The 25,781-nt window shown below is 68.0% G+C and carries 25 protein-coding genes; 14 read left to right on the top strand and 11 right to left on the bottom strand.

Features of this window, described 5'->3' with window-relative positions:
- Positions 1-13 precede the first annotated feature (13 nt).
- The 3 genes from LOK44_RS27785 (at position 14) to LOK44_RS27775 (ending at position 3,348) form a co-directional block, all read left to right on the top strand.
- Complete coding sequence (locus LOK44_RS27785) at positions 14-1,312, top strand: acyl-CoA dehydrogenase family protein (RefSeq protein ID WP_237573302.1); 1,299 nt, start codon at positions 14-16, stop codon at positions 1,310-1,312.
- A 65-nt stretch (positions 1,313-1,377) separates the two neighbouring features.
- The gene (locus LOK44_RS27780; RefSeq protein ID WP_237573358.1) at positions 1,378-2,370 is read left to right on the top strand and encodes a phosphotransferase family protein; all 993 of its coding nucleotides are present in this window, start codon (positions 1,378-1,380) and stop codon (positions 2,368-2,370) included.
- A 3-nt stretch (positions 2,371-2,373) separates the two neighbouring features.
- Positions 2,374-3,348 (top strand): NADPH:quinone oxidoreductase family protein, encoded by a 975-nt coding sequence (locus LOK44_RS27775; RefSeq protein ID WP_237573301.1) that lies wholly within the window; start codon positions 2,374-2,376, stop codon positions 3,346-3,348.
- Positions 3,349-3,372: 24 nt separating this feature from the next.
- On the opposite strand, the gene LOK44_RS27770 is transcribed toward LOK44_RS27775, so the two are convergent.
- The 9 genes from LOK44_RS27770 to LOK44_RS27730 form a co-directional block, all read right to left on the bottom strand.
- On the bottom strand, positions 3,373-3,882 hold the full coding sequence (locus tag LOK44_RS27770) for a hypothetical protein (RefSeq protein WP_237573300.1): 510 nt from the start codon (positions 3,880-3,882) through the stop codon (positions 3,373-3,375).
- The gene (locus LOK44_RS27765) at positions 3,879-4,523 is read right to left on the bottom strand and encodes a TetR/AcrR family transcriptional regulator (protein WP_237573357.1); all 645 of its coding nucleotides are present in this window, start codon (positions 4,521-4,523) and stop codon (positions 3,879-3,881) included. The genes LOK44_RS27770 and LOK44_RS27765 overlap by 4 nt, the downstream gene beginning before the upstream one ends.
- Before the next feature lie 194 nt (positions 4,524-4,717).
- Positions 4,718-5,866 (bottom strand): acyl-CoA dehydrogenase family protein, encoded by a 1,149-nt coding sequence (locus LOK44_RS27760; protein WP_237573299.1) that lies wholly within the window; start codon positions 5,864-5,866, stop codon positions 4,718-4,720.
- A gap of 28 nt (positions 5,867-5,894) precedes the next feature.
- Positions 5,895-7,040: a thiolase family protein gene (locus LOK44_RS27755; RefSeq protein WP_237573298.1), complete on the bottom strand. Its 1,146-nt coding sequence runs from the start codon at positions 7,038-7,040 to the stop codon at positions 5,895-5,897.
- Positions 7,037-7,849: an enoyl-CoA hydratase/isomerase family protein gene (locus LOK44_RS27750; RefSeq protein ID WP_237573297.1), complete on the bottom strand. Its 813-nt coding sequence runs from the start codon at positions 7,847-7,849 to the stop codon at positions 7,037-7,039. Before LOK44_RS27750 ends, LOK44_RS27755 begins: the two co-directional genes overlap by 4 nt.
- Entirely contained in the window at positions 7,849-9,072 is a 1,224-nt protein-coding gene (locus tag LOK44_RS27745; RefSeq protein ID WP_308192809.1) for a CaiB/BaiF CoA transferase family protein, read from the bottom strand. Before LOK44_RS27745 ends, LOK44_RS27750 begins: the two co-directional genes overlap by 1 nt.
- Before the next feature lie 5 nt (positions 9,073-9,077).
- On the bottom strand, positions 9,078-9,839 hold the full coding sequence (locus LOK44_RS27740; protein ID WP_237573296.1) for an SDR family NAD(P)-dependent oxidoreductase: 762 nt from the start codon (positions 9,837-9,839) through the stop codon (positions 9,078-9,080).
- 18 nt (positions 9,840-9,857) lie between these two features.
- Positions 9,858-11,036 (bottom strand): acyl-CoA dehydrogenase family protein, encoded by a 1,179-nt coding sequence (locus LOK44_RS27735; RefSeq protein WP_237573355.1) that lies wholly within the window; start codon positions 11,034-11,036, stop codon positions 9,858-9,860.
- A 128-nt stretch (positions 11,037-11,164) separates the two neighbouring features.
- Positions 11,165-12,457, bottom strand: coding sequence for an amidohydrolase family protein (locus LOK44_RS27730; protein WP_237573295.1), 1,293 nt, complete (start codon positions 12,455-12,457; stop codon positions 11,165-11,167).
- Positions 12,458-12,716: 259 nt separating this feature from the next.
- Here LOK44_RS27730 and LOK44_RS27725 point away from each other — a divergent pair, with 259 nt between their 5' ends.
- The 7 genes from LOK44_RS27725 to LOK44_RS27695 all read left to right on the top strand — a co-directional run bounded on the left by LOK44_RS27725 (position 12,717) and on the right by LOK44_RS27695 (position 18,564).
- Positions 12,717-13,247, top strand: coding sequence for a carboxymuconolactone decarboxylase family protein (locus LOK44_RS27725; protein WP_237573294.1), 531 nt, complete (start codon positions 12,717-12,719; stop codon positions 13,245-13,247).
- A 2-nt stretch (positions 13,248-13,249) separates the two neighbouring features.
- Positions 13,250-14,620 (top strand): aromatic ring-hydroxylating oxygenase subunit alpha, encoded by a 1,371-nt coding sequence (locus LOK44_RS27720; RefSeq protein WP_237573293.1) that lies wholly within the window; start codon positions 13,250-13,252, stop codon positions 14,618-14,620.
- Complete coding sequence (locus LOK44_RS27715) at positions 14,613-14,942, top strand: hypothetical protein (RefSeq protein WP_163924195.1); 330 nt, start codon at positions 14,613-14,615, stop codon at positions 14,940-14,942. The genes LOK44_RS27720 and LOK44_RS27715 overlap by 8 nt, the downstream gene beginning before the upstream one ends.
- A 2-nt stretch (positions 14,943-14,944) precedes the next feature.
- Complete coding sequence (locus LOK44_RS27710; protein WP_237573292.1) at positions 14,945-16,180, top strand: metal-dependent hydrolase family protein; 1,236 nt, start codon at positions 14,945-14,947, stop codon at positions 16,178-16,180.
- Positions 16,164-16,610 carry a nuclear transport factor 2 family protein gene (locus LOK44_RS27705; RefSeq protein ID WP_237573291.1) on the top strand — a complete coding sequence of 149 codons (447 nt, stop codon included), beginning with the start codon at positions 16,164-16,166 and terminating at the stop codon, positions 16,608-16,610. The genes LOK44_RS27710 and LOK44_RS27705 overlap by 17 nt, the downstream gene beginning before the upstream one ends.
- A complete protein-coding gene (locus LOK44_RS27700; protein WP_237573290.1) occupies positions 16,607-17,755 on the top strand; it encodes an acyl-CoA dehydrogenase family protein in 1,149 nt (382 codons plus the stop codon). The genes LOK44_RS27705 and LOK44_RS27700 overlap by 4 nt, the downstream gene beginning before the upstream one ends.
- Positions 17,756-17,817: 62 nt before the next feature.
- Positions 17,818-18,564, top strand: coding sequence for an acyl-CoA dehydrogenase family protein (locus LOK44_RS27695; protein WP_237573354.1), 747 nt, complete (start codon positions 17,818-17,820; stop codon positions 18,562-18,564).
- 12 nt (positions 18,565-18,576) lie between these two features.
- Here LOK44_RS27695 and LOK44_RS27690 read toward each other — a convergent pair whose 3' ends face one another.
- Complete coding sequence (locus tag LOK44_RS27690) at positions 18,577-19,764, bottom strand: acyl-CoA dehydrogenase family protein (RefSeq protein WP_237573289.1); 1,188 nt, start codon at positions 19,762-19,764, stop codon at positions 18,577-18,579.
- A 173-nt stretch (positions 19,765-19,937) separates the two neighbouring features.
- On the opposite strand from LOK44_RS27690, the gene LOK44_RS27685 reads away from it, so the two are divergent.
- From LOK44_RS27685 to fadD12, 4 genes are all read left to right on the top strand, one after another.
- Positions 19,938-20,654: a TetR/AcrR family transcriptional regulator gene (locus LOK44_RS27685; protein WP_237573288.1), complete on the top strand. Its 717-nt coding sequence runs from the start codon at positions 19,938-19,940 to the stop codon at positions 20,652-20,654.
- 309 nt (positions 20,655-20,963) lie between these two features.
- Positions 20,964-21,800 (top strand): mycofactocin-coupled SDR family oxidoreductase, encoded by an 837-nt coding sequence (locus tag LOK44_RS27680; RefSeq protein WP_237573287.1) that lies wholly within the window; start codon positions 20,964-20,966, stop codon positions 21,798-21,800.
- A gap of 36 nt (positions 21,801-21,836) precedes the next feature.
- A complete protein-coding gene (locus LOK44_RS27675; protein ID WP_237573286.1) occupies positions 21,837-22,661 on the top strand; it encodes a 1-acyl-sn-glycerol-3-phosphate acyltransferase in 825 nt (274 codons plus the stop codon).
- Between the two features lie 5 nt (positions 22,662-22,666).
- On the top strand, positions 22,667-24,307 hold the full coding sequence (gene fadD12 / locus LOK44_RS27670; RefSeq protein WP_237573285.1) for an acyl-CoA ligase FadD12: 1,641 nt from the start codon (positions 22,667-22,669) through the stop codon (positions 24,305-24,307).
- Here the strand turns inward: fadD12 and LOK44_RS27665 are convergent, their stop codons facing one another.
- Entirely contained in the window at positions 24,308-25,744 is a 1,437-nt protein-coding gene (locus LOK44_RS27665; RefSeq protein ID WP_237573284.1) for a WS/DGAT/MGAT family O-acyltransferase, read from the bottom strand.
- Between the last annotated feature and the right edge of the window lie 37 nt (positions 25,745-25,781).

Raw genomic sequence — 25,781 nt, 5'->3', positions numbered from 1 at the left:
GCAAGGAGGCCATATGTGGGACTTCGAGACCGATGCCGATTACCAGGCGCAACTGGACTGGGCTGACGCGTTCGTCCGCGACGAGATCGAACCGCTCGACCTCATCTGGCCGCACCTGCAGTTCACCCCGCTGACCGAGACACGCCGGAAGGTCGTCGACCCGCTCAAGGAGCAGGTGCGTCAGAAGGGGCTGTGGGCAACGCATCTGGGCCCCGACCTCGGCGGCCAGGGCTACGGCCAGCTGAAGCTGGCACTGCTCAACGAGATCCTCGGCAGGTCCCAGTGGGCGCCGATCGTCTTCGGTTGCCAGGCGCCCGACACCGGCAACGCCGAGATCATCGCGCACTACGGCACTCCCGAGCAGAAGGAGCGCTACCTGCGCCCACTGCTCGACGGCGAGCTGTTCTCCAGTTACTCGATGACCGAGCCGCAGGGCGGCGCGGACCCCACGCAGTTCACGACGCGCGCCGTCCGCGACGGTGACGACTGGGTGATCGACGGCTGGAAGTACTTCTCCTCCAACGCCAATACGGCCGCGTTCCTCATCGTGATGGTCGTGACCAACCCCGACGTCAGCCCGTATGCGGGCATGTCGATGTTCCTGCTCCCCACCGACACCCCCGGTGTGCGGATCGTGCGCAACGTGGGCCTGCACGGCGAGCCCGACGGCGAGGGCAGCCACGCGCTGATTCACTACGACGGCGTGCGGGTGCCGGGCTCGGCGTTGCTCGGCGGTGAGGGCCAGGCGTTCGCGATCGCGCAGACCCGCCTCGGTGGCGGCCGCATCCACCACGCCATGCGGACGATCGGCCTGGCGCAGAAGGCGATCGACATGATGTGCGAGCGGGTGTTGAGCCGCACGACCGCGGGCAGTCTGCTCGCCGACAAGCAGGCCGTGCAGGGCTACATCGCCGACTCCTACGCCCAGCTCAAGCAGTTCCGGCTGATGGTGCTCTACACGGCATGGGAGATCGACAAGTTCAACGACTACAAGAGGGTCCGCAAGGACATCGCGGCGGTCAAGGTGGTCATGCCCACCGTGCTGCACGACATCGCTTGGCGCGCAATGCAGGTGCACGGTGCGCTCGGCGTCACCAACGAGATGCCCTTCCTCGGCATGGTGACCGGCGCAGCGGTGATGGGCCTGGCGGACGGACCGACCGAGGTGCACAAGACCACGGTCGCCAAGCAAGTGCTCCGCGGTTACCAGGCAGCCGAGGACGTCTGGCCCACCGAGTGGCTGCCACGCAAGCGCGACGCGGCGCGCCAGCGCTTCGCCGAGTTCCTGGACCTGGAAGCGGGCAATCAGTGACGGAACACGCGGCGACCACCGACTTGGACACCACCGACTTGGACACCGTTCGCCTCGCCGCGTGGATGGACGACGCCGGACTGCCCGGCGCTGGGGAACCGCTCACCGCGCGGTTCCTCTCCGGCGGTACGCAGAACGTCATCTACGAACTGGTTCGGGGCGAACACAACTGCGTCGTCCGGATGCCGCCGCCCGGCGCTCCCCCGGACCGCGACAAGGGCATCCTGCGGGAGTGGCGCATCATCGAGGCGCTCGACGGGACCGACGTGCCCCACACCGAGGCGATCGCCGTGTGCGACGACGCCGGCGTGCTGGGCCGGACCTTCTACCTGATGGGCTTCGTCGACGGTTGGTCGCCGATGGACGAACACGGCCGTTGGCCTGCGCCGTTCGACACCGACCTCGACGCCCGGTCCGGGCTGAGTTACCAACTGGCCGAGGGCATCGCGCTGCTGTCGAAGGTGGACTGGCAGGCGAAGGGGTTGCACGACCTTGGCCGGCCCGACGGCTTCCACGAACGCCAGGTCGACCGCTGGACCGGCTTCCTCGCACGCATCCAGCAGCGGGACCTGCCGGGCCTCGACGTGGCGACCAGCTGGCTTCGGGCCCACCAGCCGCTCGACTTCGTCCCCGGTCTGATGCACGGCGACTACCAGTTCGCGAACGTCATGTACCAGCACGGCGCGCCCGCCCGGTTGGCTGCACTCGTCGACTGGGAGATGGGGACGGTCGGCGACCCCAAGCTCGACCTCGGCTGGATGGTGCAATCGTGGCCTGCCGACACCACCGCCCCGACCGAGTCGGAGATGAGCTACGTCGACATGCGCGGCATGCCGTCACGCGACCAGGTCGTCGCGCACTACGCCGAGGTGTCCGGCCGGCAGGTCGACGACTTGGACTACTACCTGGTGCTCGCGAAGTGGAAGCTGGCCATCGTGTTGGAGCAGGGCTTCCAGCGGGCCGGCGACGACGAGAAGCTGCTGGCGTTCGGCCCGGTCGTCACCGACCTGATGGCCTCGGCGGCCGACCTCGCCGAGTCGACCGACTACGCGGGCTGACCCGTGCGCGCTGCACTGTGCCCTGCCTACGGGCCACCCGAGGTGGTGCGGGTCGAGGAGATGCCGCCGCCACGGCTCGCCGACGGGCAGGTCTTGGTTCGCGTCGATGCAGCGGCCGTCAACTTCCCCGACATCCTATTGATCGCCGGCGACTACCAGGTCAACGTTCCCGTACCGTTCGTGCCGGGCAGCGAGTTCGCCGGCCGGATCATCGAGACCCGCGGCGACAGCGGTGGATTCGCCGTCGGTGACCGGGTGACCGGCACGGGCATGGTCGGCGCGTTCGCCGAACTCGTCGCCGTGCCGACCGGTGGCCTAGCGCGCATCCCGGCGGGCATTGCCACCGCGACCGCCGCGGCGTTCGGCGTGGGACACCGCACGGCGTATCACACGCTGCGCTCGGTCGCGGCGATCGAGCCCGGTGACGACCTGGTGGTGCTTGGCGCGGGCGGCGGCGTCGGCCTCGCCGCGGTGCAACTCGGCGTGGCGCTCGGGGCCAGGGTCACCGCCGTGGCGTCTACATCGGAGAAGCTCGATGCCGCAGCACGATACGGCGCGACGACCGTCATCGGTCATCGTGACGTCGACCTGCGTGCGGCGCTGCGGGCCGCGCTACCGGAGGGTGCCGCTGCGGTCGTGGACCCGGTGGGCGGCGCCCTGTCCGAGCCCGCCCTGCGGTCGCTGCGTCGAGGTGGCCGCTTCGTCACCGTCGGCTACGCCTCCGGAGAGATCCCGCGCATCCCCCTGAACCTGGTGCTGGTCAAGGGGATCCGCATCGTCGGGTTCCAGTTCCAGGACGTCCCGAGCGACGAGTTCGCCCGCAACGAAGGCGAACTCCACGAGTTGCTCGCCACGGGGCGGGTGTCGCCGCACGTCGGCGCGACGTACCCGCTCGCCGACGCCGCGGCCGCGCTGCGCCACGTCGCCGACGGCCGGGCGATCGGCAAGGTGCTGATCGACGTGAGCGGCGCGGGCTGACGCCAGCCGTCGATCAGCCGCCAGTCAGCTCGCCGGAACCAGATCCGCTGCCACCGACGGCACCGCGGTGACGCCGCAGAGGAACGTCTCGGCCTGCCCGATCGCGGTCGCGTCGACCACGCCCGCTGCTGCGAGCGCCTGGGCCTTGAACGCCCTGGCCGCGGCGCTCAGCGGGTGCTCGAAGGATCCGACCGTGGCGTCGAGCCGGTCGGGCCAGTCTTCGCCCCACAGGGTCACCTCGGTCATGCCGTGGTCGAGCGCGTTCATCACGCCCTCGCGCACGCGGGCGTCGGAGGTGAACAGGTTGGCCGAGACCGCGACGGTCTGCGGATGCGGGCGCTCGGCCCACATCTCGAGGGCCACCTCGAGATCCTGAACCTCCACGCCGAGGATCAACAGCGGCCGCAGGTCCTCGGTACCGGAGATGAGCACCGTGACGTCCCACCCGGCCATCACGCGATCGACGAGCCAGCCACCGGCGTGGGTGACCACCTCGGAGACGCTCGCGGCGACGACGTCGAGGCGGTACCTCACGTCGCGCTCCTGGTCCGGCCCGTGCTCGCCGTGCCTGCCGCCGGCGGGACGAAGTCGCGTGCCAGCGACTCGCCGTACTGCTTGAACACGTCGTTGAGGGGAATCGAAGGGTCGAGCAGCCATGCGGTCTCCATTCCATTGACGAATGCCAAAATCTCGACGGCCTTGATGGCCGGGTCGAAGTCGGTGCGGTACCGCCCGGCGGCCTGGCCCCGTCGGATCAGGTCGGCGACGATCTCGACCGCCGCGCGTTGACGCTGCAGCAGCCGGTCGTGCAGCGGCGCGTCGGGCGCAATGTTCTCGATCAGCAGCACCGTGAAGGTGCCCACCAGCTCGGGAGCCCGGTCGAACCGTTCGGCCACCCGGCAGATCTCGGTGACGAGGTCGCCGGACCGGTCGGCATGGGTGTCGTCGTCGGCGTCGCGCGCGTCGAGCACCGCGTTGAGCAGCTGTTCCTTGGACTCGAAGTGGTGCAGCAGGCCGGCCGGGCTGACGCCCGCCTCCTTGGCGATCTGGGCGAGCGAGGTGTTGCGCCAGCCGTTGCGCGCGAGCAGGCGTTCGGCCACCGAGAGGATGCGTAGCTTGCGGTCGTCACCCTTCGCCAGCAGCGATGCGTACGGCCGCTGTAGCGGTGCCGTCACGTTCTGGGACTGCGTTGCGGCAGACACTGAACCCCTTCGTTCAACCAACCAACTGAACACACAGTAGGTAGGTTAGGGCCGTGTGACAAGGGTCTCAGCGAAACTCGGTTCGGACGCGCGTCACATCGCAGGTCCAGGCGCGATTTCGGCGCGGATTCCCGCGTCGCGCGCCGGAAAGCGCGCCGAAGTCGCGGTCAGAGGCCCAGCGACTTCGCGATGATCACCTTCATGACCTCGCTGGTCCCGGCGTAGATTCGGGCCACGCGGGCGTCGGTGTAGAGCCGGGCGATCGGATACTCCATCATGTAGCCGTAGCCGCCGAACAGCTGCAGACAGCGGTCGATGACCCGGGCCTGCATCTCGGTGCAGAAGAGCTTCACCCGCGCGGCGTCGGGCGCCGACAATTCGCCATCGACGTGCAGCGTGACCGCCCGGTCGAGCATCGCCTGGGCCGCCTCGACCTCGGTCGAGCACGCGGCCAGTTCGAACTTCGTGTTCTGGAACGACGCCACCGGGGTCCCGAACGCCTTGCGGCTCTGGGTGTACTCGATGGCCGCGCCGATCGCCGAACGCGCCTGGGCGACCGAACCGACCGCGACGGTCAGCCGCTCCTGCGGCAGGTTGTGCCCGAGATATCCGAACGCCTCGTCGACCTCGCCGAGCACGTTCGCTGCGGGCACCCGGACGTCGACGAACGACAGCTCCGCGGTGTCCTGGACCTTGCAGCCCATCTTCTCCAGTTCGCGGCCGCGGGTGAACCCCGGCATGCCGTCCTCGACCACCAGCAGCGTCAGCCCCTTGCGCCGGTTGTCGGGGTCGGTGGACGTGCGGGCCACCACGATCACCAGGTCGGCCTGCATGCCGCCGGTGATGAACGTCTTGGCGCCGTTGACGATCCAGTGGTCGCCGTCCCGCACCGCCGTGGTGCGCATCCCCGCGAGGTCGGAGCCGGTGCCTGGCTCGGTCATCGCCACCGCGGTGAGCAGTGCACCGCTCGCCAGGCCGGGGAACCACCGGGTGCGCTGCTCCGCGTTCGCGTAGTGCAGGAAATACGGCAGGATCACCTCGAGCTGGGTCCGCACCGTGGACAGCGTGACGAGCGCTTTCGCCGACTCCTCCTGCAGCACCACGTTGTAGCGGTAGTCGGGCATCCCGCCACCGCCGTATTCCTCGGGAATCGCCATGCCCAGCATGCCGAGCGAGCCCATCTTCTCGAACACCTCGCGAGGCATCCGGCCGCCCTTCTCCCACTCGGGATAGTGCGGCACCACTTCCTTCTCGACGAAGTCGTGGGCCAGTTCGCGGAACGACTCGTGGTCTTCGGTGAAGAGGTCTCGGCGCATGGCGCCTCCTTCGGGTCGGGGGCTCGGGTCAGGGCAGCAGTTCGACGAGCGTGGCGTTGGCGGTGCCGCCGCCCTCGCACATCGTCTGCAGGCCGTACCGAATTCCGTTGTCGCGCATGTGATGGATCATGCGGGTCATCAGCACCGCACCCGACGCGCCGAGCGGGTGGCCGAGCGCGATCGCGCCGCCCAGCGGGTTGAGCGCATCCTCGTCGGCGCCGGTGTCGGCGAGCCACGCCAACGGCACCGGCGCGAAGGCCTCGTTCACCTCGAACACCCCGACGTCGGCGATGCCGACTCCCGCCTTGTGCAGCACCTTCTCCGTTGCCGGGATGGGGCCCGTGAGCATGAGTTTGGGGTCGGCGCCGGTGACGGCACCCGCGACGTAGCGGGCGAGCGGGGTGAGCCCGAGGGAGACGGCGTTCTCGGCGGTCATGACGAGAAGCGCCGCCGCACCGTCGGAGATCTGCGAGGAGTTGCCCGCGTGGATGACCCCGTCCTCGGTGAACGCGGGCTTGAGCCCGGCGAGCTTCTCGGGCGTGGTGCCGCGACGGATGCCCTCGTCGTCGGTCACGACGCCGCCGTCGGTGAACACGGGGACGATCTGGTCGGTGAAGGCACCCGCGTCCTGCGCCGCCGCGGCCCGTTCGTGCGATCGGGCCGAGTACTCATCGAGGCGGGCCCGCGACAGCCCCCACTGCTGGGCGATCAGCTCCGCCGAGATGCCCTGGTTGAACGAGAAGTCGTCATACCTGGCAAGCACTTTCGGTCCGTATGGCATGCCGGTGGCGCGCGCGGAGCCCAGCGGCACCCGGCTCATCACCTCGACTCCCCCGGCGACCACCACGTCCTGCTGGCCCGACATCACGGCCTGCACCGCGAAATCCAGGGCCTGCTGGCTGGACCCGCAGGCACGGTTCACCGTGGTGCCAGGGATGTGCTCGGGCCAGCCCGCGGCCAGAACGGCGTAGCGGCCGATGTTGCTCGACTGGTCCCCCACCTGGGATACGCAGCCCCACACCACGTCGTCGACGACGGCCGGGTCGACGCCGGTGCGTTCGGCGAGTTCGTTGAGCACCACCGCCGACAGGTCGGCGGCGTGCTGTTCGGACAGTCCGCCGTTGCGCTTGCCAACGGGCGTGCGCACGGCCCCGACGATGACGGTTTCCCTCATTGCTCCTGCTCTCTCTCGTTCGAAGCCCATCGACCGGTGAACTCCGGGTCGCGCCTCATGGCGAAGGCGGCGTAGGCCTCTCGCGAGTCTGCCGTCGCGAAGTTCCCCGGTTGTGCGCGGGCCTCATTGGCCAGCGCCTGGCGCAGCGTCGTGTCGGCCCCGTCGTTGAGCAGCGCCTTGCTCTGCGCCAGCGCATACGGCGGGCCGTTGGCGAGTCGGCGCGCGAGATCGTCGACGAAGTCGTCGATCTCGCCCGCGGGGCGTACCCAGGTGACGAGACCCATGTCGTGCGCCTCCGTCGCGTCGATCATGTCCGCCAGCAGCACGAGTCGCTTGGCCTGCTGCAGCCCGACCAGTTTGGGCAGCAGCCACGACCCACCGAGATCGACCGACAGCCCGCGCTTGGTGAAGATCTGGCAGAACCGTGACTCGGGCGTCGCCACCACGAGGTCGCATCCCAGCGCGAGGTTCCAGCCGGCGCCGACCGCGACGCCGCGGACCTTGGCGATCGTCGGTATCGCCAACTCGTGCAGCGCGAGCGCGACGTCGGTCAGCCGGTCCAGCTTGTACCGGGGGTGGACGTCCTCGGGCACCGAGATGTCGGCGCCGGAGCAGAATGCGTCACCGGCGCCGGTGAGGATCAGCGCGCGGACGTCGCGGTCGCGCTTGAGTGCGCGCAGGGCATCGGCCAGCGCCACCCAGGATCGTGCGTCCAGTGCGTTCTTGCGCTCGGGCCGGTTCAGCGTCAGCGTCCGCACGCCGTCGTGATCGGAGGTCAGCAGCACGTCGTCGTCGGTGGATTCGGCCATCAGTGCGCGGGCCCGATCACGCCGTCGGCCCGCAACCGCGCCAATTCGTCGGCGGTGACGCCTAATTCGCCCAGCACCGCGTCGGTGTGCTCGCCGAGGCCGGGTACCGCGCCCATCGGCTGAGTGAAGCCGCTGATGACCGGCGGCGGGCGCAGCGCGGCGATGTCTCCCTTTCGGGTGCCGACGGTGCCCCATCGGTTGCGCGCCCTCAGCTGGGGATGCCTGATCACCTCGCTCGGGACGTTGTACCGCGAGTTGCCGATCCCGGCTTCGTCGGCGATGCGCTGGATCTCGGCGAGATCGTGCAGGGCACACCACGTCCCGATGGCCTCGTCGAGGATCGCACGGTGCGCGCAGCGGCCGGAGTTGGTGGAGAAGCGCGGGTCGTCCGCGAGGTCGGGCCGGTCGATGATCTCGCGGGCCACCCGCTGCCATTCGCGGTCGTTGGTGGTGCCAAGGACGACGGTCTGGCCATCCCCGGTGGGGAACGCGCCATAGGGTGCCACCGCGGGTGAGCCGACGCCGAGCGGCTCCTGGTCGATGCCGGAGTGCTGCGTGTAGGTGAGCGCGTAGCCCATCACGTCGGTCATCACGTCGAACAGGCTCAGCTCCACTGACGGTGCCGGGGATCCCGCAGGTCGAGTGCCGCGCCCGAACAGCAGCGCCAGGATGGAGATCGCCGCGTAGAGCCCTGTGGTGAAGTCGGCCATCGCGGGACCCGGCTTGGCAGGCATCCCGGGATATCCGGTGATCGCGCAGGACCCCGACTCCGCCTGCACCAGAAGGTCATAGGCGCGCTTGTGCGAGATGGGTCCGCCGGGGCCATAGCCGTCGATCTCCAGCGGTATGACGCCGGGGTGGCGCTGCGCGAGGTCCGCGGCGGTGAGCCCGAGGCGGGCCAGCGCACCCGGCGCGAGGTTGGAGACGAAGGCGTCGGCACCGTCGAGCAGCCGGTGCAGCAGTTCCACGCCTTCGGGCGACTTCGTGTTGAGCGTCACCGACTCCTTGCCGCGGTTGCACCACACGAAGTGGGCGGCCAGCCCGCCGGGACCGTTCACGACGTCGTCGTAGTCGCGGGCGAAGTCACCGCCCCTTGGGTTCTCGACCTTGATCACGCGCGCGCCGAAGTCGGCGAGCACCCGGGTGCACATCGGGGCGGCCACCGCCTGCTCCATGGCAACGATCGTGACGCCTGCCAGCGGCGCGTTCGAGGGATTCGGCACGGTGGTCACATGACCATGCCGCCGTCGACCGGCAGCACCTGGCCGGTGACGTACGACGCGGCATCCGACGCCATGAACACGAACGCCCCCGCGATCTCGGCAGGCTCCGCCCACCGCTTCATGGGAATACGCGCCATCATGTTGGCGGCGAACTTCTCGTTGGTGCGGATCGTCTCGGTCATGGGCGTAGCCGCAAGGGGGGCAAGGGCATTGACCATGATGCTCTTGGTGGCCAGCTCGCGGGCCAACGACTTCGTGAACCCGATCAGCCCGGCCTTGGCAGCCGAGTAGTTCACCTGGCCGAGGGTGCCGGTGAGGCCCGCCGCCGACGTGACGTTGATGATGCGGCCGGTGCCATCGGTGGGAATGTATGGCAACGCGGCCTGAGTGCAGTGGAACGTACCCATCACGTGCACGTCGAAGGTCAGGCGGAACGTCTCGTCGGTGAGCTTGGGGAACATCGCAGGCGCGGTCACGCCCGCGTTGTTGACCAGGATGTGCAGTGCTCCTCCGCCGAGTTCGGCGGCAGCGGCGGCTGCGGCGTCGGCGGCAGCGCGGTCACCGACGTCGAGGACGTGGCTGTCTGCGGTGCCGCCCGAGGCGCGGATCGTCTCGGCGACCGCCGCGGCTGCGTCACCGTCGATGTCGGTGACGAGCACCGCCGCGCCCGCCTCGGCCAGGGCCGTGGCGACTGCCGCGCCGATGCCTGCCGGAGCGCCGGCGCCGGTCACCATGGCCGTCCGGCCGGTCAGGTCGAAGTACCCCATGCTCGTCGTGCTCCGTTCTCAGTAGCTACGCGGAAGGCCGAGCACGTGCTCGCCAAGGAAGTTGAGGATCATCTCCTGGCTCACCGGAGCGATCTTCATCAGACGGGCTTCCCGGAAGTACCGTGACACGTGGTACTCCTCGGAGTAGCCCATCCCGCCGTGCAGCTGCAGCGCCCGGTCGGCGGCGGCGAAGCCGGCGTCGGCGCACAGGTACTTGGCCGTATTCGCCTCGCGGCCACAGGGTTTGCCGTTGTCGTAGAGCCAGGTGGCCTTGCGCAGCACCAGTTCGGCGGCGTCGAGGCGGGCCAGCGAGTCCGCGAGCGGGAACTGCAGACCCTGGTTCATGCCGATCGGCCGGTTGAACACGACGCGCTCGTTGCCGTACTTGACCGCCTTCTCGAGTGCGACCCGCCCGATGCCGAGGGCCTCGGCCGCGATGAGCATGCGCTCCGGATTCAGGCCGTCGAGGATGTACTTGAAGCCCTGCCCCTCCTCGCCGACGCGGTCCTCCACCGGCACCATCAGGTCGTCGATGAACAGCTCGTTGGAGCTGACGGCGTTGCGGCCCATCTTCTTGATCGGCCGGATGTCGACGTGGGCGCGGTCGAGGTCGGTCATGAACAGCGTCATGCCGTCGGTCTTCTTGGCGCCACGCTTCGCCAGGTCCTCGGGGGACTCGGTGCGGGTCAGCAGCAGGATCTTCTCGGACTCGAGTGCCTTCGAGATCCACACCTTGCGGCCGTTCACTCGGTAGGCGTCGCCCTCGCGCTTGGCGAACGTCGTGATGCGGGAGGTGTCTAGCCCCGCTCCCGGTTCGGTGACGCCGAAGCAGACGTGCAGGTCACCGTCGACGATCCGCGGCAGGGTGCGGGCCTTCAGTTCGTCGGAGCCGTGCTTGACCACGGGTTGCATGCCGAAGATGGAGAGGTGAATGGCGCTGGCGCCGTTCATCGCAGCACCCGACCGCGACACCTCCTCGAGCAGCAGGCAGGCCTCGGTGATGCCGAGTCCGTGCCCGCCGTACTCCTCGGGGATCGTCATGCCCAGCCAACCGCCGCTGGCGATGGCGTCGTAGAACTCTCGAGGGAATTCGTGGGCCTCGTCCTTCTCCATCCAGTAGTGATCGTCGAACCTGCCCGCGAGTTCGGCGACGGACTTGCGGATCAGCTCCTGATCCTCGCTGAGTTCAAAGCTCATTCCACCGGACACGACGTCCTCCTCGACCTTGAAAACATTGGTTAGCTATGTATCACAGCACACGGACGCCCGTCGCCGCGAGCGGCCTCCGCAATCGGGATGGCCCCCGTGTCGACGGGCCTCCGGGCTCAATCCTTATTGCCGGTCAGTTCTTTTGCGTTGGCGGCGAACTGGGCGAAGTCCGTGCCTCCGTGGTCGTGCTTGGACAGCGCCTGAATCGAGACGTCGTGCCCCTCGGCAGCCTTGCGCAGGGCGCCGACGGTGGCCTGCTCCTTGCTGATGTGGGTGAACGGATCGAAGTGGTACCAGCGCATGGCGTTCTGGTAGGTCATCTTGTCGATGTCGGCGTCGGGCACCGAGTTCGCCTTGAGCACCTCGTCGAGTTGCTCGGGCGCTTCGGGCCACATCGAGTCCGAGTGCGGATAGTCGGCTTCCCAGCAGATGTTGTCGACGCCGATCTGATTCCGCAGGGTGACGCCGACCGGGTCGGCGATGAAGCACGTCAGGAAGTGCTCCCGGAACACCTCCGAGGGCAGCTTGCCGCCGAAGTCCTGATGCGTCCACGTCGAGTGCATCTCGTAGGTGCGATCGATCCGCTCCAGGAAGTACGGGATCCACCCCGTGCCACCCTCGGACAGCGCGATCTTCAGCGTCGGGTACTTCTTCACCGGCGCCGACCACAACAGGTCGGCGGCGGCCTGCACGATGTTCATCGGCTGCAACGTGATCATCACGTCCATCGGCGCGTCGGGGGCGGTGATCGCCAGCCGGCCCGACGATCCGATGTGCACGTTGAGCACGGTCTCGGTGTCCACCAACGCCTCCCACAGCGGCGTCCAGTAGTCGTCGTGGAAGCTCGGATAGCCCATCGCGGCGGGGTTCTCGCTGAACGTCAGCGAGTGCACGCCTCGCGCGGCGTTGCGCCGCACCTCCGCGGCGCAGGCCTCGGCGTCCCAGATCACCGGCAGCGTCATCGGGATGAACCGCGCCGGGTATGCCCCGCACCATTCCTCGACGTGCCAGTCGTTGTACGCCTGCACCAGCGCCAACGAGAACTCCGGGTCCTCGGTGGCGAACAGCCGACCCGCGAATCCCGGGAAGGATGGGAAGCACATGGAGCCGAGGATGCCGCCGGCGTTCATGTCCTTGACCCGCTCGTCGACGTCGAAGCACCCCTTGCGAATCTCGTCGAGACCCTGCGGTTCCAGGCCGTACTCCTCCTTGGGGCGGCCCGCCACGGCGTTGAGTGCCACGTTCGGGATCACGATGTCCCGGAACTGCCACGTATCGCTGCCGTCGGCGTTGTGCACCAGTCGCGGCGCCTCGTCGCGGTACTTGGCAGGCAGATGATTCTTGAACATGTCCGGCGGTTCGACGATGTGGTCGTCCACGCTGATCAAGATCATGTCGTCTTTGTTCACGACCGCTCCCTTCTTCGGGCCCGTGCGGGCCGCTGTTCGGGTTGGTTCTCTACTAGAGGAAACTAGCTTCTCGTGATTTGAGAATCAACATCCGTAGCGCGCCGTCACGGTTCTGACCCCGACTTTTCTGTTGGGTTCACACCGCAACCGGACCCCTGGTCGCGACACTCCCATTGACCGTCGAACCAAAGAGTGGAAATCTATTGGTCAAATATGAGAACCTGATTCTCGCAAGCGAGAGTCAAGAGAGGAGACGGCCGTGCGGGTGACCCCGATGCAGCCCGACGAGTGGGATGACGACGTCGTCAAAGCGCTGTCGGTCATGGTCTCGCCGGACCGCATGGAACGCCGTGACGTCGGGTCGGCTCTGTCCACGCTGGTACGCCATCCCAAGCTGACCCGTGCCTTCCTCCGGTTCAACGGCTACCTGCTGTTCGGTTCGACGCTGCCGGAACGGCTGCGCGAGCTGGCGATCCTGCGGGTGGCACATCGTCGCAACTGTGCCTACGAGTGGCAGCACCACGTCGAGATGGGCGCCGAGTCCGGTCTGACCCCCGACGTCATCGACGGCGTGACACGCGGGGAGGCGTCCGACCCGCTCGACCAGGTGGTGCTCACCGCGGTCGACGAACTCGAAGTCGACTCGAACGTCTCGGACGCGACGTGGGCGGCACTGTCCGAGCACCTCGACGAGCGTCAGCGCATGGACCTCGTCTTCACGATTGGCTCATACGGCCTTCTGGCCATGGCCTTCAACACCTTTGGCGTCGTACCGGAACAGGAGAACTGAACATGCCCTTCTTTGCCAAGCCCGATGAGGGTAGTTGGACCGAGCACTGGCCCGAATTGGGCACGGCCCCGGTCAACTACGAGGACTCGATCGACCCCGAGCACTTCAAGCTCGAGCAGCAGGCGATCTTCCGTAAGACCTGGCTCAAGGTCGGACGCGTGGAGCAACTGCCCAAGAAGGGCAGTTACTTCACCCGCGAGATGCCCGCAGCGGGTCCGGGCACGTCGGTGATCATCGTCAAGGACAAAGAAGACGTCGTCCGCAGCTTCTACAACCTGTGCCGCCACCGCGGCAACAAGCTGGTGTGGAGCGACTACCCCGGCGAGGAGGTGTCCGGCGTCTGCCGCCAGTTCACCTGCAAGTACCACGCATGGCGGTACGGCCTCAACGGCGACCTGACCTTCGTGCAACAGGAGGGCGAGTTCTTCGACCTCGACAAGGGCGACTACGGCCTGGTCTCGGTGCGCTGCGAGATCTGGGAAGGCTTCATCTTCATCAACTTCGACGACGACGCAGCCCCGCTGTCGGAGTACCTGGGCGACTTCGCCAAGGGCCTGGAGGGTTACCCCTTCCACGAGATGACCGAGCACTACAGCTACCGCTCGGAGATCAACGCCAACTGGAAGCTCTTCATCGACGCGTTCACCGAGTTCTACCACGCGCCGATCCTGCACATGAAGCAGGCGGAGAAGGAGGAGGCCGAGAAGCTCGCCCAGTTCGGCTTCGAGGCCCTGGCCTACGACATCAAGGGCGATCACTCGATGGTGTCGTCGTGGGGCGGAATGAGCCCGCCGAAGGACCTCAACATGGTCAAGCCCATCGAACGCATCCTGCACAGCGGGCTGTTCGGACCGTGGGACCGCCCCGACATCAAGGGCATCCTCCCCGAAGAGCTGCCGCCGGCGATCAACCCCGGACGCCACAAGACCTGGGGCACCGACTCATTCGAGTTCTTCCCCAACTTCACCCTGCTGTTCTGGGCGCCGGGCTGGTACCTGACGTACAACTACTGGCCCGTCGCCGTCGACAAGCACATCTTCGAGGCCGACCTGTACTTCGTGCCGCCGAAGAACCTGCGCGAGCGCCTGTCGCAGGAACTCGCCGCGGTGACGTTCAAGGAGTACGCGTTCCAGGACGCCAACACCCTCGAGGCTACCCAGACCCAGATCGGCACCCGGGTCGTCACCGACTTCCCGCTGTGCGACCAAGAGATCCTGCTTCGCCACCTGCACATGACCGCGCACCAGTACGTTGACCGGTACAAGGCTTCCCTGAGCGCCAACGGAACCGCGTCCAACGGGAGTTCGTCCGCCGAAACAGGGGCCGTCACGTCAGGCGAGAAGTCCGCAGAGAAGGAGTCGGCAAATGTCTAAGCTGCCCGAAGAATTCGCCGATCTGGAGCGGTTCTCCGACTGGTGCCTGCCCACTGAGGAGGAGCGCTACGCCAAGCGTCTCGCCTCGTCGATGGACGAGATGCAGGAGCTGTACGACGCGGGGTTGGCGCGACTCGAGGACATCATGGTCTACGTCGACGAGCGGTTTCCCCTGGCGGGTATGCCCGAGGACGCCAAGGCACTCGTCCACCTCGGGCAGTCGATCGTGATGGTGAGCTTCCCCATCGAGGTGTGGAAGCAGCCCCGCGTGCTCGACAGCGGCGCGGCCTACATCAAGCTCATCAAGGAGCCGGTGGTCTAAGCGTGCCAACAGCACTCACGCTCAAGGCAGCTGGTTACGTCGACGTCGTCGCCGGGGAGGTCGTGCGGCCGGCCCTGATACACGTCGACGGCGACGTGATCGTGGGCGTCGGCGGCGACGTGCCCGAAGGGTCGGAGGTCATAGATCTGGGCGACGCGATCCTGCTGCCCGGGCTGATGGACATGGAGGTCAACCTCCTGATGGGCGGGCGCGGCGAGAACCCGGGCCTGTCACAGGTCCAGGACGACCCGCCCACCCGCACGCTGCGCGCGGTCGGCAACGCCCGCCGCACGCTGCGTGCGGGGTTCACCACCGTGCGCAACCTCGGGCTGTTCGTCAAGACCGGTGGCTACCTGCTCGACGTGGCACTCGGCAAGGCCATCGACGCCGGCTGGATCGAAGGCCCGCGCGTCATCCCGGCGGGTCATGCGATCACGCCGACCGGGGGGCACCTCGATCCGACGATGTTCGCCGCGTTCATGCCCGGTGCGCTCGAGCTGACGGTCGAGGAGGGCATCGCCAACGGCGTCGACGAGATACGCAAGGCGGTGCGCTACCAGATCAAGCACGGCGCCCAGCTGATCAAGGTGTGCGTGTCCGGTGGCGTCATGTCACTGACCGGTGAGGCTGGCGCGCAACACTATTCGGACGAGGAACTGCGCGCGATCGTCGACGAGGCGCATCGTCGCGGGTTGCGGGTGGCTGCCCACACCCACGGCGCCGAAGCCGTCAAGCACGCCGTCGCGTGCGGCATCGACTGCATCGAGCACGGCTTCCTCATGGACGACGAGGCGATCCAGGCCCTGGTCGACAACGACCGGTTCCTGGTGACCACCCGTCGCCTCGCCGAGGCCATGGACGTGTCCAAGGCACCGAAGGAGTTGCAGGACAAGGCCGCCGAGATGTTTCCCAAGGCCAAGACGTCGATCAAGGCGGCCTACGAGGCAGGGGTCAAGATCGCCGTCGGCACGGACGCGCCCGCCATCCCGCACGGGCGCAACGCCGACGAACTCGTCACCCTCGTCGACTGGGGCTTGCCGCCGGCCGCGGTGCTGCGGGCAGCCACCGTCGTCGCCGCGGAACTGATCAACCGCACCGACCTCGGCCGGATCGAGCAGGGTTACCTCGCGGACGTCATCGCGGTGCCCGGCGATCCCCTGACCGACATCACCGTTACACAGCGGGTCAACTTCGTAATGAAGGGCGGTAAGGTCTACCGACATGACAGTGCCAACTAGCGCGTCGCGAACCTCGGATCTGGTCGAGATCCAACAGCTGCTGGCCAAGTACGCCGTCACCATCACCCAGGGCGACGTCGAAGGGCTGGTCGAGGTCTTCACCCCCGACGGCACCTACAGCGCATTCGGCTCCACCTACACGCTGGCCCGCTTCCCCGAACTCGTCGAGGCAGCACCCAGCGGGCTGTTCATGACCGGCACGTCGCTCGTCGACCTCGACGAGAACGACCCGGACAGGGCGAGCGGCACGCAGCCCCTGTGCTTCATCGAGCACTCGAAGCACGACATGCGGATCGGCTACTACCGGGACACCTACGTCCGCACCCCGGACGGCTGGCGACTGAAGACCCGTGCGATGACGTTCATCCGACGCAACGGCGACCACGACTCGGGTCGCCCGCACGCGATCGGCAGGCCGGAAGCCGGATGAGCACCTCCGCCGGAACGGCAATCCCCACCGAGACCACCGACACCATCGAGTTCCGGTCGGAGCTGGTCGCCTGGCTCGACGAGAATGACCTGACACCACCCCCCGACGACTCCCTGCAGGGCCACATGCGCCAATTCGCCAGGGTGCAGCGCGCGCTGTACGACGCCGGGTGGAGCCGCCAGGGCTGGCCCGAGCACGCCGGCGGCCTCGGCGGTCCGGACATCCTGCGGGCGATCGTCGGCGAAGAGGTGGTGGGTCGCCGACTCGCCGAGCCCGGGCCGTACTCGATGCTCGAGGTGCTGGCACCGACGATGATCGACTACGCCTCCCCCGCACTCGCCGCCGAGATGGTGCCCAAGCTGCTGAGCGGCGAGGAGCAGTGGTGTCAGGGCTTCTCGGAGCCCGGCTCGGGAAGCGATCTGGCCTCGCTGAGCACGCGCGCCGAACAGCGCGACGGCACGTGGATCGTCAACGGCCAGAAGGTGTGGACGAGTTTCGCCCAGTACTCCCACCGGTGCATCCTGCTCACCCGCACCGGCGGTGCGGACACACCGAGCCACGAGGCGATCACCGCGTTCTTCGTCGATCTCGACACCCCCGGCATCACGGTGCGCCCGCTGCGCACCATGCACGGCGTCGACGAGTTCTGCGAGGTCTACTTCGACGACGTCGTGGTCGACGAGAGCCGGATGCTGGGCAAGCCCGGCGACGGGTGGCGGCTGGCGATGGACCTGCTGCCGTATGAACGCTCCACCTGCTTCTGGCAGCGCATCGCCTACCTCTACTCGCGATTCGACGCGCTCGTCGACGAGGTCAAGGGCATCGGCCAGGCCGTCGACTCGGACATGGGCGAGGCGTATTTGGCGCTGCACACGCTGCGCTGCCGGTCCCGTGCGACCCAGCACCGGCTGGACGACGGCCAGAAGCTGGGCCCGGACACCTCCATCGACAAGGTGCTGCTGGCTGCCGCCGAGCAGAAGCTCTACGACACCGCCCGCGATCTGCTTGCGGGGTCGATCGAACTGGACGACACCGCCTGGCGCACCGAGTACCTGTACTCGCGCGCCGCGACGATCTACGGCGGCACCGCGGAAGTGCAGCGCAACATCATCGCCCGCCGCCTCTTGGATCTCGGGAAGGAGTGACCGTGGACAGCCAATCCGACTCCGGGACGTGGGAGTTACTCGAGGACGGCCTCCGCAAGACCATGCTCACGGCGTCGGGTCCCGAACTCGACGCGGCGCTGGCCGACATGGGCTGGTCGGACATGCTGTCGGACATGCCGGAGACTGCCGTCCCGCTGGTGTTCCGGCTCCTCGGCGAAACCGGCTCGCACGCATCGGTTCTCAACGACGTCGTCCAGCAGACCGCCGACCGCGAAGTGGGCGCCACGCCCGAGCTGCCCTATGCGGGTGGCAGCTGGGTGGTCTGGGAACGCGACCGCAGCGGCGATTCGAGCACGGCGCTCGGGGGCCTGCCCCTGCGCCGGGTCGAGGAAGGCGGGCTGCTGCGGCTCGGTGACGCCCGTCGCGCGCTGGGCTGGTGGCTGGTCGGGACGTCGCGGGCGATGCTCACCCTCGCGCGCCAGCACGCCGTCGACCGCGTCCAGTTCGGCAAGCCGATCGCGCAGTTCCAGGCGGTCCGGCACCGGCTCGCCGAGACGCTCGTCGCGATCGAAGGCGCCGAGGCGACGCTGAGCCTGCCCGGTGTCGACAATCCGGATCTGACCGCGCTGCTGGCCAAGGCGGCCGCGGGCAAGGCCGCCCTGCTGGCCGCCAAGAACTGCCAGCAGGTGCTCGCAGGCATCGGATTCACCGCCGAGCACGGCCTGCACGTCCACGTCGAGCGCGCGCTGGTGCTCGACGGATTGCTGGGCAGCTCACGGGAACTCACGAAGAAGGCCGGAGCCGGGCTGCGCGCCCGCGGTTCGGTACCGCGCCTGGCGCAGCTGTAGGTTGGGCGGGGCTCAGCCCCTTGGCAGTCCGAGCACCCGCTGGGCGATGATGTTGCGCTGGATCTCCGACGTGCCGCCTGCGATCGTGCCCGCGAACGACCTCGTGTAGCGGTCGGGCCAACTGCCGGCGTACCCGTCGTGGTTGAGCGACTCGTAGGTGGTGGACATGGCGGGGTGGATCAGACCATCGGCGCCGTGGGCGTGCAGCGCGTGCTCGGCCGCCGTCTGCCCTGCCTCTGCGCCGAACAGCTTGAGCACCGACAGTGCGGCGACGTCCTCCTCGCCGCGGGCAGCACGCGCGATCGCCGCGGACCCGAGCAGGCGCAGCGCGTGGTTGTCCATCACCAGCGTGGCGAACCGGTCGCGCTCCACCTCGGTGTGCGGCCGCCAGTCCTCGATCAGGTCGGCGAGCCGGTCGGCGTAGCTGAGCCACAGCATGTTCCGCTCGTGGCCCAAGGATCCGCTGGCGACCGACCATCCCTGATTCAACTGGCCGACGAGGTTCTCCGCCGGTACCCGCACGTCGTTGAAGAACACCTCGTTGAAGTCCATGTCGTCGCGGCTGGCCGCCGACGCGAACGGCCGGCAGGCGACCCCCGGCAGGTCGGTCGGAATCAGCAACACGCTGATCCCCCTGTGCTTCGGCGCATCCGGGTCGGTGCGCACGAAGGTCAGGAGGACGTCGGAGTCGTGCGCCCCTGACGTCCACACCTTCTGACCGTTGACCACGAAGTGGTCGCCGTCGGAGTCCGTCGCGTGCACCGCCCGGGTCCGCAGCGATGCGAGGTCCGAGCCTGCGCCTGGCTCGCTCATGCCGAGCGCGGCGGTGATCTCGGCGCGCAGGATGGGTACGGCCCACCGCTGCTGCTGCTCGGCGGTCCCGAACGTGATGATGGAGGCGGCGATGATGCCGACGCCCTGGGCGTTGAAGGTCGGGACCATGCGCCGCCGTGACAGTTCCATCTGATGGACGTACTGCTGGAGGATCGACGCATTGCGTCCGCCGAACTCCGGCGAGTGACCCGGCACGAGCCAACCGTTGTCGAAGAGCAGCCGCTGCCAGCGGCGCGCCCAGTCCGGCAGATCCGACGAGGACCGCGGCCGTTGCGCGGCCTCCAGATGAGTGGGGCGGTGCTCGTCGAGGAAGGCCACGAATTCGGCTCGGAAGGCCTCGAGTTCGGCGTCGAACGACAGCTGCACGGCTCTCCCGGTGAGAATGCGACCGCACCCGCTGCGAGCAGCGGCGGAGCGGCCGGGATGGAATGCGCCCCGATTGCGAAGGGCTTCTGTAAATAAGCTATTGAGAATAGTATTCTCGCCATGGGGAAGTTACAATCTCAGACACGATGGCTGCGAGGGGGTCTTGGACCACGATGGTCGAGCATTCTCCGGTACAGTCCATCCATGCTCTTTCCACTCGGCCTGCCGACGAGTCGCTGGTGACAAGCCCCAGCGAAGAGCCGGCCTGGAAGCAGCGGGCGGTCGAACGCTCCATCAAGACCGCAAAACTGCGCGCCGCTCAGCGCGTGCAGCGCTTCCTGGACGCCGCTCAGGCCATCATCATCGAGAAGGGCAGCACGGACTTCACCGTGCAAGAGGTCGTCGACCGCTCACGCCAGTCGCTGCGCAGCTTCTACTTGCAGTTCGACGGCAAACACGAACTCCTCCTCGCACTGTTCGAGGACGCGCTGAGCCGGTCGGCCGACCAGATCCGCGCCGCCACCGCCGGGCATACCGACCCCCTCGAACGCCTGAAGGTAGCCGTCCAACTGCTGTTCGAGTCGTCGCGGCCCGATCCCGCGGCCAAGCGCCCGCTGTTCACCGACTTCGCGCCGCGCCTGCTGGTGTCGCATCCGTCCGAGGTGAAGGTGGCACACGCGCCGCTCGTCGTCCTGCTGACCGAATTGATGGAGGATGCCGCGGAGGCGGGTGCCCTGCGCGCCGGTCTGAGCCCCAAGCGCATGGCGGCCATCACCATGCAGACCGTCATGTTCGTTGCGCAGTCGAGCGGCTCCGAGGAGGGGTCCAACAAGCCCGTCTCGGCGGACGAGGTGTGGGACTTCGTCTCCCACGGGTTCGCCGCCAGCTAGCAGAGAACACCGTTCTCACAACGGCATAACGGCATGGCCCGCCATGTCGCTGGCGGATTCCGCCGGCCATCCGACCGCGATCGGTGCCGCGGCTTTCGACCGTCCCCGAACACTTCCGACCGGGCTGCCGCGACCACCGGACGCGGACCTCCGGAGTCGCACGACTTCCCATGGCCCACATGACTTCTAAGCAGTCAGTACAAACGCCACGCACCCGCGCTGCCCGTTGACACAATCGATTACCGATGACAGAGTGCTGAGCAAGTGCACAGCAAATGGTTGGTGCCGACGACAGAGCAGGGGTCCGACATGGCAGGGCGGTTAGAGGGCAAGGTCGCTTTCATCACCGGTGCGGCGCGCGGCCAGGGTCGCGCACACGCGGTCCGCATGGCGCAGGAGGGCGCCGACATCATCGCCATCGACATCTGCAAGCAGATCGACAGCGTGCAGATCCCGCTGTCCAATCCGGAGGATCTCGCCGAGACCGCGGATCTGGTCAAGAACCTCGACCGCCGCATCTTCACCGCCGAGGTCGACACCCGCGACTTCGACGCACTCAAGGCCGCGGTCGACGCGGGCGTCGAGGAGTTCGGTCGACTCGACGTCATCGTGGCCAACGCGGGCATCGGCAACGGAGGGCAGACCCTCGACAAGACCGGGGAACCCGACTGGAACGACATGATCGCCGTGAACCTGTCCGGCGTCTGGAAGACGGTCAAGGCCGGTGTCCCCCACATCCTTGCGGGTGGTAACGGCGGCTCGATCATCCTGACGAGTTCGGTCGGCGGACTGAAGGCCTACCCGCACACCGGTCACTACGTCGCCGCCAAGCACGGCGTCATCGGATTGATGCGGACGTTCGCCGTCGAACTCGGCGCGCAAAACGTCAGGGTCAACTCCGTGTGCCCCACCAACGTCAACACCCCGCTTTTCATGAACGAGGGCACGATGAAGCTCTTCCGGCCCGACCTGGAGAACCCGGGTCCCGACGACATGAAGGTCGTCGGCCAGATGATGCACACGTTGCCGATCGGCTGGGTCGAGCCCGAGGACGTCGCGAACGCGGTGCTGTTCCTCGCGTCCGACGAAGCCCGCTACATCACCGGGGTTGCCCTGCCGGTCGACGGCGGAAGCTGTCTGAAGTAGCGGTGCCGAGCGGCGCGGGCTGACAGAGTCGGGGCGATGGACGACTCCGAACCCGATCCCGAGGTCGTCGAGGCATCGGGCATCGCCGGCTACAGCCCCTCGTTCACCAGGACGGTGGTCGAGAAGGTCGGCCCCGTGCTGCGTCGCTACTTCCGCGCCGAACTGCACGGCCTCGACGTGTTCCCCCCGACGGGGGGCGTACTGGTCGTGTCCAACCACTCCGGCGGAATGCTGACACCGGACGTGCTGCTGTTCGGCTCCGCGTTCTATCGCCGGTTCGGCTACCACGACCGCCCGCTGCACACGCTCGCCCACTACGGGGTCGTGATGGGACCGCTCGGCGACGTGATGCCGAAGGTCGGGGTCATCGAGGCCAGCCGCGAGAACGCCGCAGCCGCACTGGCTTCCGGCGCCGTGGTGCTCGTGTTCCCCGGTGGCGACTACGACTCCTACCGCCCGACGCGCGAGGACGCGGTGATCGACTTCGCAGGCCGCACCGGTTACGTGCGGACTGCGATCAACGCCGGGGTGCCCATCGTGCCGTCGGTGACCATCGGTGCGCAGGAGGGCCAGCTGTTCCTCACCCGCGGCAACCGGGTGGCCAAGCTCCTCGGCCTGACCAAGGCGCGACTGGAGATCCTGCCCGTCACCTTCGGGTTCCCGTTCGGCTTCAGCATGCTGGTACCGCCGAACCTGCCGCTGCCCACCAAGATCGTCACCCAGGTGCTCGAGCCGATCGACGTGCTCGAGCGCTTCGGTCCCGACCCCGACGTCGACGAGGTCGACGTGTACGTCCGATCGGTCATGCAGTCCGCACTCGACGAACTCGCGCGCAAGCGGCGCTTCCCGATCCTGGGGTGACGGCGATGCTGAGTTCGGTCGCGGCCAGCGCCGGCGAGATCGTGGGCACGCTGGCCACATTGGTGCGGGCAGGCGTGCTGGCCCCCCTGCGCCCGGACAGGTACGTGAGGATGGCCGCGGCGGTGCGCGACGGCGGCTCGGTGACCCTCGGCTTCGCCATCGCGGCTCGGCGGTGTCCCGATGCCAGTGGGCTGGTGGACGAGCTGGGCTCCCTGACGTGGCGGCAGCTCGACGATCGCGCCCGCTCGCTGGCCGCCGGCCTGCAGCGCCTGCCCTCGCCGCCCACGACGGTCGGCATCATGTGCCGCAACCATCGCGGGTTCGTGTCCGCGCTGATGGCCGCCGACAGGATCGGCGCCCACGTCCTGTTGCTCAACACCTCGTTCGCCGGACCCGCGCTCGCCGAGGTCGTGGGTCGCGAGGGCGTCGACGTCATCGTCTACGACGAAGAGTTCGGCCCAACCGTGGATCAGGCCCTGGCCGACGCACCCGGTGCCACGCGCATCCTCGGCTGGACCGACACCGAGCAGCCGCTCCCCCGGCTCACCGTCGAGGGGCTGATCCGCACGAACGTCGGGAGCCGACCGGAGCGAACGACGGGCCGTGCCAAGATCGTGCTGCTGACCTCGGGCACCACCGGCACGCCCAAGGGCGCACGGCCGACGTCGGGCGGCGGCGCTACCGAACTGAAGGGCATCCTCGACCGGATCCCCTGGCGCTCCGGAGAAGTCACGGTCATCGCCGCCCCCATGTTCCACGCCTGGGGCTACTCACAGCTCGTCTTCGCCGCGTTCATGGCCACCACGATCGTGACTCGCAGGCGATTCGATCCCGCTGCCACACTCGACCTCGTCGACCGCCACGGCGCCTCCGGTCTCGTGGTGGTTCCGGTCATGCTCGACCGGATCATGGACCTACCGGACGACGTGCGGCGCGAGTACCACGGGCGCACACTGCGCTTCGTCACGGCATCCGGCTCGCGCATGCGGCCCGACGTCGTTACGCGCTTCATGGACGAGTTCGGCGACGTGGTCTACAACAACTACAACGCCACCGAGGCCGGCATGATCGCGACCGCGACCCCCGCGGACCTGCGCGCAGCACCCGACACCGCGGGGCGACCTGCCGACGGTACCGAGGTCCGCATCCTCGACGAGGCGTTCGGGCCCGTGCGCGACGGTGCGGTCGGGCAGATCTTCGTCCGCAGTGCCACGTTGTTCGACGGCTACACCGAAGGGTCGGCCGCCGATGGAAAGACCTACCACGACGGCTTCATGGCGTCCGGTGACATGGGATACGTCGACCCCGACGGTCGCCTGTTCGTCGTCGGCCGCGACGACGAGATGATCGTCTCCGGCGGCGAGAACGTCTATCCGATGGAGGTCGAGAAGGTACTCGCCGGCCACCCGGACGTCGCGGAGGCCAGCGTCGTCGGCGTCGCCGACGACGAGTACGGGCAACGGCTGGTCGCGTTCGTCGTGCCACGGTCGGGCGCGTCGGCCGATGCCGACACCCTGCGCCGCCACGTCCGGGACACCCTCGCGAACTACAAGGTCCCGCGTGAGGTCATCGCGCTCGACGAACTGCCCCGCAACGCGACCGGCAAGATCCTGCGAGCCGAACTACGCGCCCGCGCCGGCGGTTGATCACCCGTCCACCGCCACCTCGGGCAGCGCACTCTCGACAACGGTCGGATCACTCGTGATCCCTGCAGCAGAGCGGATCTCGAAGAATGCGTCGGTGAACGCTCCGGTCGCCTCGTGGACGTCGGCGAAGGTCTGGTCGTCGGTCAGCACGGCCACGCCCAGCTGATCGACGTAGCTCCACACCGTGATGTTCACCGGCGCACCGAGGGACAGCACGCCGGTGGAGTACAACTCGACCACCGGCGCGCCCGCGAAGTGCCCTCGCTCCCGAGGGCCCGGCACGTTCGACACGGCCACGTTCATCAGCCTGTTCCGGCCGTCGCGCTCGGACAGCCAGCGGAACGCTCCCGGCGCGACGGCAGTGGGGAGATAGGTCATCAGGCGGCAGTACAGTTCGGGACCGATCAGCTCGTGATCCTCCTTGGCCCGTCCGGTCGCCGTCGCCACCAGCCGGACCCGTTCGACCGGATCGGCGACGTGCACGGGTAGCGAGATCGACAGACCGCTGATCTCGTTTCCGGTGACCCGGTTCGGCGACCTGTTCGTCGCCGTGGGCACCGAGGCGATGATCGGTTCGTCGGCGTGACCGTCGTAGCGAATCAACAACCGACGCAACGCTCCTGCCGCGGTCGAGAGTACGACGTCGTTGACGCTGACGCCCAGCGCCTTCGCCACCTGCTTGACCTCCGACAGAGCGAGCGCGGCGCTGCCGAACCGCCGTTCGGGTGATACCTGATGGTTCAGGAACGTCGCAGGCGCGCTGAAGTCGTCGGCGAGGTCTGGGATGTCCACGCGCTGCCGCGCACGACGGCGGACCCTGGCGAATCCGGTGACAGCGTCCCTGACCAAGCCGGGCAGCTCGCCGATCTGGCGCACGTGGTCGCGTCCGGCGTCGGCCAGCAGGCGGGTGGGGCGCGGCGGCTCGCACGTCGGTTCGTCGTCGCGCTCGGGCGTCGGCCCGCCCACGATGTCCATCGCGCGGGCAAGGAGATTCACCGACGCCACACCGTCGGCGAGGGCATGGTGCACCTTGCCGATCAATGCGTAGCGCTCGCCGGCCAGCCCCTCGGCGAAGTAGAACTCCCACATCGGCCGGGACCGGTCCAACGGTGTCGAGGCCACCCGCGAGATGACCTCGTCGAGTTCTCTGCGGCCGCCCGGCGCAGGCACCCGTACCCGGCGCAGGTGGTAGTCGAGGTCGACGTCGCAGTCCTCCATCCACATCGGATGGTGCAGGCGCAAGGGGATCTCGACCAGACGGTATCGGAACGGTTCGAGTAGGTGCAGCCTGCGGCGGAAGTGCGTTCGGAACGCCTCGAAGTCGAACTGGCCCGCGATCCCGGTCGCGTCGACCACCGCCACCTTCAGCGTGTGCGAGTGCAGGCTGGGTGTCTCGGTGTACAGCAGATAGGCATCCATGCCGTTGAGCCGCTTCACGTGCCCACCTCGATTCGCCGCCTCCGCCCAAGCCATC

This window comes from Mycolicibacterium lacusdiani, from assembly GCF_021916785.1.
Lineage (GTDB): Bacteria > Actinomycetota > Actinomycetes > Mycobacteriales > Mycobacteriaceae > Mycobacterium > Mycobacterium lacusdiani.
The sequence above is the reverse complement of the archived record's forward strand: the minus strand, read 5'-3'. Positions and strand labels throughout refer to the sequence as shown.